This window comes from Bradyrhizobium sp. F1.4.3 (assembly GCF_040548375.1).
Lineage (GTDB): Bacteria > Pseudomonadota > Alphaproteobacteria > Rhizobiales > Xanthobacteraceae > Bradyrhizobium.
In genome coordinates, this window is sequence record NZ_JBEPRN010000022.1 from 35,951 (window position 1) to 49,121 (window position 13,171).

Below are 13,171 nucleotides of genomic sequence, written 5' to 3' on the forward strand. Positions count from 1 at the left end.
TGGAGAATCGGAACCTTAAGGCCTTGAGGCTAGCGCCCCGGGCCGGCCTTAGCGAACAGTAAACGGGTGTGATGCGATATACTGTGCGGAATCACCACGTCCAGAGCTCATGAGCAAAGCGGCCGCCCCACAAATCGAGCTCGCCAGCGCCGATCCGTCGATCGCGCAGGAGATGGCGCGCTGGCTGTCGCATCTCGGCGCCGAGCGGCGGCTGTCGCCGAAAACGCTGGAGGCCTATGGCCGCGACTTGCGGCAGTGCCTGGATTTCCTCTGCGCCCATTGGGGCGAGCGCGTGACGCTAAAACGCTTCGCTGCGCTCGAAGCAACGGACGTTCGCGCCTTCATGGCGATGCGCCGCGCCGACGACATTGCCGGCCGCTCGCTGATGCGCGCGCTGGCGGGCCTGCGCTCGTTCGGCCGCTTCCTGGAACGCGAAGGCAAGGGCAAGGTCGGGGCGCTCTCGGCGATCCGTGCGCCGAAGGTCGCCAAAACACTGCCGAAGCCGTTGCCGATGGCGTCGGCAAAGCGCCTTGCGGACGCCGACGAGCGCGCCGGCGAGGACCGCGAGACCTGGATTTTGGTGCGCGACGCCGCTGTGATGGCTCTCTTGTATGGATCAGGCCTGCGCATCTCCGAAGCGCTGGGCTTGAAACGCCGCGAAGTCCCGCGAGCCGGCGAAGGCGACGTGCTGATCGTCACCGGCAAAGGCAACAAGACGCGCATGGTGCCGGTGCTGCAAAACGTGCTGGCGCTGGTCGACGAGTATGTCGCGGCGTGCCCGCATCCTCTCCCCCCCGAGGGACCGATCTTCCTCGGCGCGCGCGGCGGGCCCCTGAGCCCGCGCATCATCCAGCTCGCGATGGAGCGGCTGCGCGGCGCGCTCGGTCTGCCCGACAGCGCCACGCCGCATGCGCTCCGGCATTCTTTCGCCACGCATCTGCTGTCACGCGGTGGCGATCTGCGCGCGATCCAGGAACTGCTCGGCCACTCCTCGCTCTCGACCACGCAGATCTACACCGGCATCGATTCCGAGCGGCTGCTTGAGGTCTATGCGAGCGCGCATCCGCGCCGCTGAATCCTGACATGAAGCTGTCATAGCGCGCATGCCTCTTGCGCGGCGCCCGCGGTTCGGTCAATCGTGGGAAACCAAGGCAGGAGGGGAATGATGAGCGCACATGAGAGCATGGAGCATGCGGAGCATGCCGAGCACGCATCCGGCGAGAACAGGAAGATCGCCCTTCTGATCGCCGTGCTGGCGCTATTCCTGGCGATTTCGGAAACGCTCGGCAAGGGCGCCCAGACCGAATCGATCAGCAAGAACGTCGAGGCCTCCAACCTCTGGGCCTTCTTCCAGGCGAAGAGCATCCGCCGCACGGTGGTGCAGACCGCGGCCGAGCAGGGCAAGCTGACGCTGGGCTCCGCAACCGACGACGCCACCAGGACCGCGGTGCAGAAGCAGATCGACGACTGGCAGAAGACCGCGGCGCGCTACCGCTCCGAGCCGGAGACCAAAGAAGGTACCGAACAGCTCGCCGAGAAGGCCAAGGACGCCGAGCATGAGCGGGACGAGGCCACGGCCAAATACCACCACTTCGAGCTCGCGTCGGCCGCCTTCCAGATCGGCATCGTGCTGGCGTCGGCGACCATCATCACTGGCATGGTCGCGCTAGCCTATATCAGCGGCCTGCTGACGCTTGCCGGCCTGACGATGACTGTACTCGGCGCGTGGTGGCCGCATCTGCTGCATCTGCACTGATAGGGCTGGGCCCGGCAACGTTGGTGTTAATCCCGTCATCCTGAGGGTGCGAGCTGAAGAAGCGGCCAGCCCAGGGTGACGGGGATAGACCAGTTGCTAGGATCAGCGCGCTTCGTGCACGCTCTTGCGGAAGCGCTGGATCAGGCGGAGCGTGCGCGAGGACCAGCCCTCGCCGTTGCCCGCGATCAGCTCCTTGATGCGCCGCTTGACCGGATCGACGATCTCGGAGGCCTTGGCACGCAGCCTCAGCACCAGCTCATAGAGCCGCTCGAACCAGGCCATCTCCAGAAGCTTGTCGCGCGTGACGTCGAACACGAAGGCGGTGACGCCGACGCCGAGCATTTTTGCGAACAGGATCGTGAACACCGCGCTGGTCCAGTATTCATGCGTGAGCAGCCACAGGCCGACCAGCTTGAGCGGAAACAGCGGGATGATGGGGACCGCGAACACGATCAGCGTCATGGCCGGCGACAGCGCATCGACGCGCTCCGCCAGCCATTGCTTGAACCGGGCGAGCGGGATGATTGCGACGACCCGCGCGACGATCGGCTCGAGATGATCCCACAGCCAGGCTTCGATCAGGAAGATGATCGCCAGCAGGACCCAGACCGGTTGAAGAAGGCGGCGCAGCATGTGTATTCCCGCCCGATTCGGCTCGGGGCGTCGCCTACATATGGATGGCCCGCTTGCCGACTGCAAGCGCGGCTTCCTTGATGGCCTCCGAGCGGGTCGGATGCGCATGGCAGGTGCGGGCGAGATCCTCCGCACTGCCACCAAACTCCATGAGAACGCAGGCTTCGTGGATCATTTCGCCGGCCTCAATGCCGATAATGTGCACGCCGAGCACGCGATCGGTTTTCGCATCTGCGAGAATCTTCACAAAGCCGTCGGTGGTCTGGTTGACCTTGGAACGGCCGTTGGCGGTAAAGGGAAACTTCCCGACGGTATAAGCCACGCCGGCCTGCTTCAGTTCCTCCTCGGTCTTGCCGACGGAGGACACTTCCGGCGTGGTATACACGACGCCTGGGATAACATCGTAGTTCACGTGGCCGGCTTGCCCTGCGATGATCTCCGCAACCGCAACGCCTTCATCCTCGGCCTTATGCGCGAGCATGGGACCGGCGACGACGTCGCCGATGGCGTAGACGCCCTTCAGGCTGGTGGCGAAGTGCGGATCGATCTGCACGCGGCCGCGATTGTCGAGCGCAACGCCGGCTTCCTTCAGACCCAACCCATCGGTGTAGGGCACGCGTCCGATGCAGACGAGAACGACGTCGGCTTCCAGCGTTTCCGCAGCGCCGCCGGCGGCGGGCTCAATAGACGCCTTCAGCGACTTGCCCGCAATGTCGACGCCGGTGACCTTGGCGCCGAGCTTGAACGCAAAGCCCTGCTTTTCCAGGATGCGCTGGAACTGCTTGGCGATCTCGCCATCCATGCCGGGCAAAATGCGATCCAGGAATTCGACGACGACGACTTCGGCGCCGAGACGGTGCCAGACCGAGCCGAGCTCGAGCCCGATCACGCCGGCGCCGACGATCAGGAGCTTGCCGGGGACCTTGTCCAGCGACAGCGCGCCGGTCGACGACACGATACGCTTCTCGTCGATCTCGATGCCCTTCAGCTGCGCGATGTCGGAGCCGGTGGCGATCACGATGCTCTTGGTCTCGATGATTTGCGACTTGCCGTCGGCGGAGACTTCGATCTTGCCGGTGCCGAGGATCTTGCCGGTGCCCTTGAGCACGTCGACCTTGTTCTTCTTCATCAGGAACTCGACGCCCCTGACGTTGCCGTCGATGCCCTGCTGCTTGAAGTTCATCATCGACGGCAGGTCGAGCTTCGGCGCCGAAACCGACACACCCATCTTGGCGAAGGAATGCCCGGCCTCCTCGAACATCTCCGAAGCGTGCAGCAGCGCCTTCGACGGCATGCAGCCGACATTGAGGCAGGTGCCGCCGAGCGTGGTGTTCTTTTCCACCACGGCGACTTTCATGCCGAGCTGGCTGGCGCGCACCGCGCAGACATAACCGCCCGGTCCGGTGCCGATGACGACGAGATCGTAGGTAGCCATGAGAGAAGTCCCGTAGGTTAAGCGTGGAGGGATGTGTCAGCGTCCGCCGGACACATCGAGAATGGCTGAAGTGACGTAGGAGGCATCGTCCGACATCAGCCAGACGATGGCATTGGCGATTTCCTCGGCGGTGCCGACACGCTTCATCGGCACCATATGGGCCAGACGATGGTGCCGATCGGGTTCGCCGCCGGAGGCGTGGATTTCGGTGTCGATCAGGCCGGGGCGAATGCCCGCGACGCGAATGCCTTCGCTGGCGACCTCATAACCGAGGCCGATGGTGAAGGAATCGATCGCGCCCTTGGAGGCGGCATAGTCGACATAGGTATTGGGCGCGCCGAGCTTGGCAGCAACCGATGACAGATTGACGATGACGCCACCCTTGCCGCCGTGCTTGGTCGACATCCGCTTCACGGCTTCGCGCGCGCAGAGGATGGAGCCGGTGACGTTGACCGCCATCACGCGCTGAATGCGCTCGGCCGACATCTCGTCGACGCGCACGCCGCTCTTGCCGACAATGCCGCCATTGTTGACGAGCGCCCCTAGCGTGCCGAACTTGTCCGCCGCATTGAACAGCTCGAGAATGTCGCTTTCCTCGGCGACATCGCATTTCACTGCGATGGCCTTGCCGTTGCTCGCGGCGATCTCCGCGACGACCTCATCGGCAGCTGTCTTGTTGCTGGCATAGCCGACCACGACGCGGAAGCCGCGCGCGGCCGACGCGATCGCGGTCGCCCGGCCAATGCCGCGGCTGCCGCCGGTGATGACAACGACTTTATCCGTCACGCTCGCCTCCATCTTTCGACAAACGCCGTCGCCCATAGAGGCGACGGCGTTTTCAAGGCATCAGGAATCAGAGGTCCAGCACCAGCCGCGCCGGATCTTCCAGGCTCTCCTTGACGCGAACCAGGAAGGTGACGGCTTCCTTGCCGTCGATCACGCGGTGATCATAGGACAGCGCCAGATACATCATCGGGCGGACTTCGATCTTGCCGCCGATCACCATCGGCCGCTCCTGGATCTTGTGCATGCCGAGGATGCCGGACTGCGGCGCGTTCAGGATCGGCGTCGACATCAGCGAGCCGTAGATGCCGCCATTGGTGATGGTGAAGGTGCCGCCCTGCATCTCGTCGATCTTGAGCTGGCCATCGCGGGCGCGGCGACCGAAATCCGCAATGCCCTTCTCGATGTCGGCGATCGACTTGTTGTCGCAGTCGCGCACGACAGGTACGACGAGGCCCTTGTCGGTGCCGACGGCGACGCCGATGTGGTAGTAGTTCTTGTAGATCAGGTCGGTGCCGTCGATCTCGGCGTTGACGGCCGGGATGTCCTTCAGCCCCTGCACGACGGCCTTGGTGAAGAAGCCCATGAAGCCAAGCTTCGAGCCGTGCTTCTTCTCGAACGCGTCCTTGTAGTGCGCCCGCAGCGCCATGACGTTGGTCATGTCGACTTCGTTGAAGGTCGTGAGCATCGCAGCGGTGTTCTGCACGTCCTTCAGGCGGCGCGCGATGGTCTGGCGCAGCCGGGTCATCTTGACGCGCTCTTCGCGGGCGGCGTCATCGGCCGGCGAGGGGCTGCGCACCTGAACGGCGGCGGCGGGCTGATTGACCGGGGTCGGCGCGGACGCAGCGCGCTCGATCGCAGCGAGCATGTCGCCCTTGGTGACGCGGCCGTCCTTGCCGGAGCCCGGAACGGTCGAAGCGTCGATGCCGGTCTCGGCCGACAGCTTGCGCACGGACGGCGCGAGCGGCGCATCGGTCGGAGCCGCCTTAGCCGGGGCCGGTGCGGGGGCCGCAGCAGCTGCGGCGGCCGGAGCGGCAGCCGCGGGCTTTGCAGGAGCAGCGGCCGGCCTGGCGGCACCCGCGGCGCCTTCGGTGATCTGGCCGAGCAGCGCGCCGACCGCAACCGTCGTGCCATCGGCAGCGATGATCTCGCTCAGCGTGCCGGCGGTGGGCGCCGGGACTTCGATGGTGACCTTGTCGGTCTCGAGCTCCACCAAGGGCTCGTCGACGGCGACGGGATCGCCGGCCTTCTTGAACCAGCGGCCGATGGTGGCCTCGGTGACGGATTCGCCGAGCGTCGGCACACGAATTTCAGTCATGGTCTTTTCCTTAAGGAGATCGCCAATGCGGGTCGTGAATTTTACATGTCATCGCCCGCCTTGTGCGCGCTTGCGCACTGGGGAGGGCGATCCAGTACGCCGTGACTTTCGTGATCAAAACGAACGCCGCGGATTACTGGATGCCCCGCATTCGCGGGGCATGACTCAGTCGAGAATTGATTAGCTCAATGCTTCGTCCAGGAACGCCTTCAACTGCGCCTGATGCTTCGACATCAAGCCAGTGGCGGTCGCGGCGGAAGCGGCGCGGCCGACATAACGCGGACGCCGGCTCACACCGTTCACCTGGTTCAGCACCCATTCCAGATAGGGCTCGATGAAGTGCCACGCACCCATGTTGCGCGGCTCTTCCTGGCACCAGATCACTTCCGCCTTCTTGAAGCGCGACAATTCGGCCACCAGCGCCTTGAGCGGCACCGGATAGAGCTGCTCGACGCGCATCAGATAGATGTCGTCGATGCCGCGCTTCTCGCGCTCCTCGTAGAGGTCGTAATAGACCTTGCCGGAGCAGAGCACGATACGGCGGATCTTGTCGTCGGGAACGAGCTTGACGGCCTCGTTCGGCAGCATCTGGGCGTCATCGTAGAGAATACGGTGAAAGGTCGTTCCCTTGGCGAGCTCCTCCAGGCGCGACACCGCCCGCTTGTGACGCAGCAGCGACTTCGGCGTCATCACAATCAGCGGCTTGCGGATCTCGCGATGGAGCTGCCGGCGCAGCACATGGAAGTAGTTCGCCGGCGTGGTCGGATAGACCACCTGCATGTTGTCTTCCGCGCACATCTGCAAGTAACGCTCGAGACGCGCCGAGGAGTGCTCCGGTCCCTGGCCCTCATAGCCGTGCGGCAACAGGCAGACGAGACCCGACATGCGCAGCCATTTGCGCTCGCCCGAGGAGATGAACTGGTCGAACACGACCTGCGCACCGTTGGCGAAGTCGCCGAACTGGGCTTCCCACAGTGTCAGCGTGTTCGGCTCCGCGAGCGAATAGCCGTATTCGAAGCCGAGCACGGCTTCTTCCGACAGCAGCGAGTTGATGACCTCGTAATGGCCCTGCTCGTGGCCGAGATGGTTGTACGGCGTGTAACGGCTCTCGTCCTCCTGGTCGATCAGGACCGAGTGGCGCTGCGAGAAAGTGCCGCGCTCCGAATCCTGCCCGGACAGGCGGACATGGTGGTTCTCGTTGAGCAGCGTGCAGAACGCTAGCGCCTCGCCGGTCGCCCAGTCGATGCCGTTGCCGCTGTCGATCGCCTTGGAGCGGTTCTCGAGGAAGCGCTGGATGGTGCGGTGGACGCGGAAACCGTCCGGCACCTTGGTGATCTTGCGGCCGATATCCTTCAGCTCGGTGATGTCGACGCCGGTGATGCCGCGCCGCGCATCTTCTTCCTGGTCGGCGATCTTGAAGCCCGCCCACTTGCCGTCGAGCCAGTCGGCCTTGTTCGGCTTGTAACCGGTGCCGGCTTCGAACTCGGCATCGAGCCGCGCACGCCAGTCGGCCTTGGCCTTGTCGACCTCGCCCTCGGTCATCACGCCTTCGCTGATCAGGCGGCGGGCGTAGAGCTCCAGCGTTGTGGGATGAGCTGCGATCTTCTTGTACATCACCGGCTGGGTGAAAGCCGGCTCGTCGCCCTCGTTATGGCCGTGCCTGCGATAGCAGAACATGTCGATGACGACGGGCTTGTGGAATTTCTGCCGGAACTCGGTCGCGACCTTGGCCGCGAACACCACGGCTTCCGGATCGTCGCCGTTGACGTGGAAGATCGGCGCATCGATCATCTTCGCCACATCCGACGGATACGGCGAGGAGCGCGAATAGCGCGGATAGGTGGTGAAGCCGATCTGGTTGTTGACGATGAAGTGCACGGAGCCGCCGGTGCGGTAGCCCTTCAGGTCCGAGAGGCCGAAGCACTCCGCGACGACGCCCTGGCCGGCGAACGCGGCGTCGCCGTGCATCAGGAGCGGCATCACCGAAATGCGCTGGTCCGGCGGATCGCCGTGCTGGTCCTGCTTGGCGCGGACCTTGCCGAGCACCACGGGATCGACGATCTCGAGATGCGAGGGGTTCGCGGTCAGCGACAGATGGATGCGGTTGCCGTCGAACTCGCGGTCCGAGGACGCGCCGAGGTGATACTTGACGTCGCCGGAGCCTTCCACCGCGTCCGGATTGGCCGAGCCGCCCTTGAATTCGTGGAACAGGGCGCGATGGGCCTTGCCCATCACCTGCGTCAGCACGTTGAGGCGGCCGCGATGCGGCATGCCGACCACGACTTCCTTCACGCCGAGATTGCCGCCACGCTTGATGATCTGCTCGAGCGCCGGGATCAGCGACTCAGCGCCGTCGAGACCGAAACGCTTGGTGCCGGTGAACTTGGTGTCGCAGAATTTCTCAAAGCCTTCGGCTTCGACCAGCTTCATCAGGATGGCGCGGCGACCTTCGCGGGTGAAGGAGATCTCCTTGTCCGGCCCTTCGATGCGCTCCTGGATCCAGGCCTTCTGCGCAGCGTTGCTGATGTGCATGAACTCGACGCCAAGCGTCTGGCAGTAGGTGCGCTCGCAGATCGCGGTGATTTCGCGCAAGCTGGCGTATTCGAGGCCGAGCACGTGATCGAGGAAGATCTTGCGGTCGAAATCGGCTTCGCTGAAGCCGTAGGTGCGGGGGTCGAGCTCTTCGCGGTTGCGGGGCGCCTCGATGCCGAGCGGATCGAGCTTGGCGTGGAAGTGGCCGCGCATGCGATAGGAGCGGATCAGCATCAGCGCGCGGACCGAGTCGCGCGTCGCCTGGAGCACATCGGCGGAAGAGAGTTCGGCGCCCTTGTCACCGCTCTTGGCCTGCGCCTTGGCGGCGATCTTGCTGCCGACCGCCTTCTCGACTTCCGCCCAGTTACCGTCGAGGGCGGAGGTAAGGTCGTCCTGCGGCGCCAGCGGCCAATTGGCGCGCTCCCAGGACGGCCCCTGGGCGTTCTTGCGGACGTCGTCCGGCTGGTCCTTCAGGCTCTTGAAGAACTCCTGCCACTCGGCGTCGACCGAGGACGGGTCCTTCTCGTAGCGGGCGTAGATTTCGTCGATGTAGGTGGCGTTGGTGCCCTGCAAAAAGGAGGAGAGGGCAAAGGCTGCGTTCGCGTCCTGGCGAGACATACTTGAGTTCCTGGCGATTTCGGTTCGCGCATAACAAACGGCGCTGGCGTCAAGCTCCCCGGCAGAGGCTCGACGCGACAGGCACCATTTATCCTATTTGCTGCGAAACTTCGCCCGGAAAAGTACGAAGAAGTGAATTAGCTTTTCAACTTTTCGGCAAGAGTGTGCCCGAGGCGGGCGGGAGACGGCGAGACTGTAATTCCAGCCGATTTCATCGCGTCGGTCTTGGAACCGGCGTCACCCTTGCCGCCCGAGATGATCGCGCCGGCATGACCCATGCGGCGGCCGGGAGGAGCGGTGACACCGGCGATGAAACCGACCATCGGCTTCTTGCGGCCACGCTTGGCCTCGTCCTTGAGGAACTGGGCGGCATCCTCCTCGGCGGAACCGCCGATCTCGCCGATCATGATGATCGACTCGGTCTTGGGGTCGGCGAGCAGCATCTCCAGCACGTCGATGAACTCGGTTCCCTTGACCGGGTCGCCGCCGATGCCGACCGCGGTGGTCTGGCCGAGGCCTTCCTGGGAGGTCTGGAACACGGCTTCGTAGGTCAGCGTGCCCGAGCGGGAGACGATGCCGACGCTGCCGGTCTTGAAGATGTTGGCCGGCATGATGCCGATCTTGCATTCGCCAGCGGTCATGACGCCCGGGCAGTTCGGCCCGATCAGGCGCGACTTGGAGCCGGCGAGCGAGCGCTTCACCCGCACCATGTCGAGGACCGGAATGCCCTCGGTGATGCAGACGATCAGCGGGATCTCGGCATCGATGGCTTCACAGATCGCGTCGGCAGCGCCCGGCGGCGGCACGTAGATCACCGACGCATCCGCGCCGGTCTTCTCACGCGCATCACGTACGGTGTCGAACACCGGCAGGCCCAGATGCGTCGAGCCGCCTTTGCCCGGCGAGGTGCCGCCGACCATCTTGGTGCCGTAGGCAATCGCGGCCTCGGAGTGGAAGGTACCGTTCTTGCCGGTGAAGCCCTGGCAGATGACCTTGGTGTTCTTGTCGATCAGGATGGACATGAGGTCTGCTTTCGCGAAACTAACAGTGAGAGGTCAGTGGATGCGGCGGTAGACGCCGGTGAGCACGTCAGCCCAGCCTTCCGCGTCCGGCGAGAACTGGATCTTCAACGAATAGGCATCGTCGTCGATGATTTCGTAGACGTGGCGCGCATTGCCGCGCAGCGAGCCGCGCACCAGCGTCAGGGTCTTGCCGACCCAGCCGCCTGAGGCGGGCGAGGGCGGCGTGTAGCCGAGCGAGTCGTACCAGAACAATTTATAGGTCCGGTCGTCGCGATCGTAGGTGAAGATGCCGTGGGTGGCGAAGATCTCCTTGCCGTCGCGCATCTGGACGGAGTCCTGGATCAGGTAGAAGCCGTTGAGATCCATGCGCGCCACGGTGCGCGAGGTCGCCGGCCCGCCGGCGGTCCAGCGCGACGGGAAGACCACCTCTTCGCCATTCCATTCGCCGGCGAACGCGGCAAGACGCGCGTGCTCCGGCAGCGGAGATGATGCGGCGAGATGGTCTTGGGTCATGGCCTTAGCCTCCCTTGACGGCCTTCACGATCTTCTGCGCGGCGTCATCGAGATTGTCGGCCGGCACCACGTTCAGGCCGGATTCACGGATGATCTTCTTGCCCAGCTCGACATTGGTGCCTTCGAGGCGGACCACCAGCGGCACGCTGAGGCCGACCTCGCGCACGGCGGCGGTGACGCCCTCGGCGATCACGTCGCACTTCATGATACCACCGAAGATGTTGACCAGGATGCCCTTCACGTTCGGGTCGGCGGTGATGATCTTGAACGCCGCCGCAACCTTCTCCTTGCTGGCGCTGCCGCCGACGTCGAGGAAGTTCGCCGGCGCCATGCCGTAGAGCTTGATGATGTCCATCGTCGCCATGGCGAGACCGGCGCCGTTGACCATGCAACCGATATTACCGTCGAGGGTGACGTAGTTGAGGTCGTATTTCGACGCCTCGATTTCCTTGGCGTCTTCCTCGGTCTCGTCGCGCAGCGCGAGCACCTCGGGATGACGGAACAGCGCGTTGTCGTCGAACGACACCTTGGCGTCGAGCACGCGGAGCTGGCCCTGCTTGGTCACGACCAGCGGGTTGATCTCCAACATCGACATGTCCTTGGCGACGAACGCCGCGTAGAGCTGCGCGGTGAGCTTCTCGGCCTGCTTGGCGAGATCGCCGGACAACTTCAGCGCGTTCGCGACGGTGCGGCCGTGGTGGCCCATGATGCCGGTCGCCGGATCGACCGAGAAGGTCACGATCTTCTCGGGGCTGTTGTGCGCGACGTCCTCGATGTTGACACCGCCCTCGGTCGACACCACGAACGAAACGCGCGAGGTCTCGCGGTCGACCAGGATCGAGAGATAGAATTCCTTGTCGATGTCGGAGCCGTCCTCGATGTAGAGGCGGTTGACCTGCTTGCCGGCGGCGCCGGTCTGGATCGTCACCAGCGTGGCGCCGAGCATCTGCTTGGCGAATTCGGTGACTTCCGCGGCCGACTTGGCGATGCGGACGCCGCCCTTGTCGCCGGCCGAGGCTTCCTTGAACTTGCCCTTGCCGCGGCCGCCGGCATGGATCTGGCTCTTCACCACCCAGACCGGGCCCGGGAGGGCCTTGGCGGCAGCTTCCGCATCAGCCGCCTTCAGAACCGGAACGCCCTTGGAGATCGCCACGCCGAACTCGTTCAGCAGCGCTTTGGCCTGATATTCATGGATATTCATATAGTCGCTCCCTGAACCCGCGGGCGGTGACCTCGTAGGCCCACCTCAGTCTTGTGGCTGGCATACCATATACCACAGGAACTGCAACCCGGATTCTTTGACATGGATTTCTGGACTTCCGGACCCGGAACCCGCCAGCCTTCAACAAGTGTTGCAGCCGGGCCCCGGAAGTGAAACCGCCGAAGATCATTTTCGATCTTCGGCGGGGGTTGTTGGCTTAGCGGCCGAGAAGATCAGGTGCGATCTTCTTGCAGGCGTCGACCAGACCCTGCACCGCGCCGACCGACTTGTCGAAGGCCTCGCGGTCCTTGCCGGAAAGTTCGATCTCGACGACGCGCTCGACGCCCTTGGAGCCGATCACGACGGGCACGCCGACATACATGTCCTTCACGCCGTATTCGCCGTTGAGGTAGGCGGCTGAGGCCAGCACGCGCTTCTTGTCGCGCAGATAGCTCTCGGCCATCGCGATCGCGGAAGCGGCTGGGGCGTAGAAGGCCGAGCCGGTCTTGAGCAAATTGACGATCTCGGCGCCGCCGTTGCGGGTGCGGTCGACGATCTCGTCGAGGCGCGCCTGCGAGGTCCAGCCCATCTTGACGAGGTCGGGCAGCGGGATGCCGGCGACGGTGGAGTACTTCACCAGCGGCACCATGGTGTCGCCATGGCCGCCGAGCACGAAGGCGGTGACGTCTTCAACCGAGACGTTGAACTCGTCGGCCAGGAAGTAGCGGAAGCGCGAGGAATCCAGCACGCCGGCCATGCCGACGACCTTCTTGTGCGGCAGGCCCGAGGCCTTCTGGAGCGCCCAGACCATGGCGTCGAGCGGGTTGGTGATGCAGATGACGAAGGCGTCGGGGGCGTACTTCTTGATGCCGGCGCCGACCTGCTCCATGACCTTGAGGTTGATGGAGAGGAGGTCGTCGCGGCTCATGCCCGGCTTGCGCGGCACGCCGGCGGTGACGATGCAGACTTTGGCGTTGTCGAGCGCCTCGTAGGAATTGGCGCCGGTGAAGTGCGCGTCAAAACCATCGACCGGCGAGGACTGCGCGATGTCGAGTGCCTTGCCCTGCGGCACGCCCTCGGCGATGTCGAACATCACGACGTCGCCCAGTTCTTTCAGGCCGATGAGATGAGCCAGCGTTCCGCCGATCTGACCGGAGCCAATCAAAGCAATCTTGTCGCGCGCCATGTGAACCTGTCCTTTAGACACGTAAGGAGGGGAAAACTGACAGGGTGGTTATCCCTTTCGCTTCCCCCGTTCAAGTCGGCGGATGCCCAATTGTCGGGCTTGCTGATGCCTCGGGCATGCAGCCCCGTCATTCCGGGCTCGCGCTTCGCGCGCCCCGGAATGACGACGTCTGGT

At 64.3% G+C, this 13,171-nt stretch carries 11 protein-coding genes; 2 read left to right on the plus strand and 9 right to left on the minus strand.

The window, feature by feature from the left end; all coding sequences use genetic code 11:
• Positions 1-109 precede the first annotated feature (109 nt).
• Both ABIB73_RS33735 and ABIB73_RS33740 read left to right on the plus strand, forming a co-directional pair.
• The gene (locus ABIB73_RS33735) at positions 110-1,075 is read left to right on the plus strand and encodes a tyrosine recombinase XerC (RefSeq protein WP_354231302.1); all 966 of its coding nucleotides are present in this window, start codon (positions 110-112) and stop codon (positions 1,073-1,075) included.
• A 90-nt stretch (positions 1,076-1,165) separates the two neighbouring features.
• Positions 1,166-1,756, plus strand: coding sequence for a DUF4337 domain-containing protein (locus tag ABIB73_RS33740; protein WP_354231304.1), 591 nt, complete (start codon positions 1,166-1,168; stop codon positions 1,754-1,756).
• A 102-nt stretch (positions 1,757-1,858) separates the two neighbouring features.
• Here ABIB73_RS33740 and ABIB73_RS33745 read toward each other — a convergent pair whose 3' ends face one another.
• The 9 genes from ABIB73_RS33745 to mdh all read right to left on the minus strand — a co-directional run bounded on the left by ABIB73_RS33745 (position 1,859) and on the right by mdh (position 12,997).
• The gene (locus ABIB73_RS33745) at positions 1,859-2,389 is read right to left on the minus strand and encodes a hypothetical protein (RefSeq protein ID WP_354231306.1); all 531 of its coding nucleotides are present in this window, start codon (positions 2,387-2,389) and stop codon (positions 1,859-1,861) included.
• Between the two features lie 34 nt (positions 2,390-2,423).
• Complete coding sequence (lpdA, locus tag ABIB73_RS33750) at positions 2,424-3,824, minus strand: dihydrolipoyl dehydrogenase (protein WP_354231308.1); 1,401 nt, start codon at positions 3,822-3,824, stop codon at positions 2,424-2,426.
• 36 nt (positions 3,825-3,860) lie between these two features.
• The gene (locus ABIB73_RS33755) at positions 3,861-4,622 is read right to left on the minus strand and encodes an SDR family oxidoreductase (protein ID WP_502918478.1); all 762 of its coding nucleotides are present in this window, start codon (positions 4,620-4,622) and stop codon (positions 3,861-3,863) included.
• Between the two features lie 55 nt (positions 4,623-4,677).
• Complete coding sequence (gene odhB / locus ABIB73_RS33760) at positions 4,678-5,925, minus strand: 2-oxoglutarate dehydrogenase complex dihydrolipoyllysine-residue succinyltransferase (protein ID WP_354231312.1); 1,248 nt, start codon at positions 5,923-5,925, stop codon at positions 4,678-4,680.
• Between the two features lie 180 nt (positions 5,926-6,105).
• A complete protein-coding gene (locus ABIB73_RS33765) occupies positions 6,106-9,075 on the minus strand; it encodes a 2-oxoglutarate dehydrogenase E1 component (protein ID WP_354231314.1) in 2,970 nt (989 codons plus the stop codon).
• 137 nt (positions 9,076-9,212) lie between these two features.
• Entirely contained in the window at positions 9,213-10,097 is an 885-nt protein-coding gene (sucD, locus tag ABIB73_RS33770) for a succinate--CoA ligase subunit alpha (protein WP_354231316.1), read from the minus strand.
• 33 nt (positions 10,098-10,130) lie between these two features.
• On the minus strand, positions 10,131-10,610 hold the full coding sequence (locus tag ABIB73_RS33775; protein WP_354231318.1) for a DUF1579 family protein: 480 nt from the start codon (positions 10,608-10,610) through the stop codon (positions 10,131-10,133).
• A gap of 4 nt (positions 10,611-10,614) precedes the next feature.
• A complete protein-coding gene (sucC, locus tag ABIB73_RS33780; RefSeq protein WP_354231320.1) occupies positions 10,615-11,811 on the minus strand; it encodes an ADP-forming succinate--CoA ligase subunit beta in 1,197 nt (398 codons plus the stop codon).
• A gap of 217 nt (positions 11,812-12,028) precedes the next feature.
• On the minus strand, positions 12,029-12,997 hold the full coding sequence (mdh, locus tag ABIB73_RS33785) for a malate dehydrogenase (RefSeq protein ID WP_354231322.1): 969 nt from the start codon (positions 12,995-12,997) through the stop codon (positions 12,029-12,031).
• Positions 12,998-13,171: the final 174 nt, after the last annotated feature.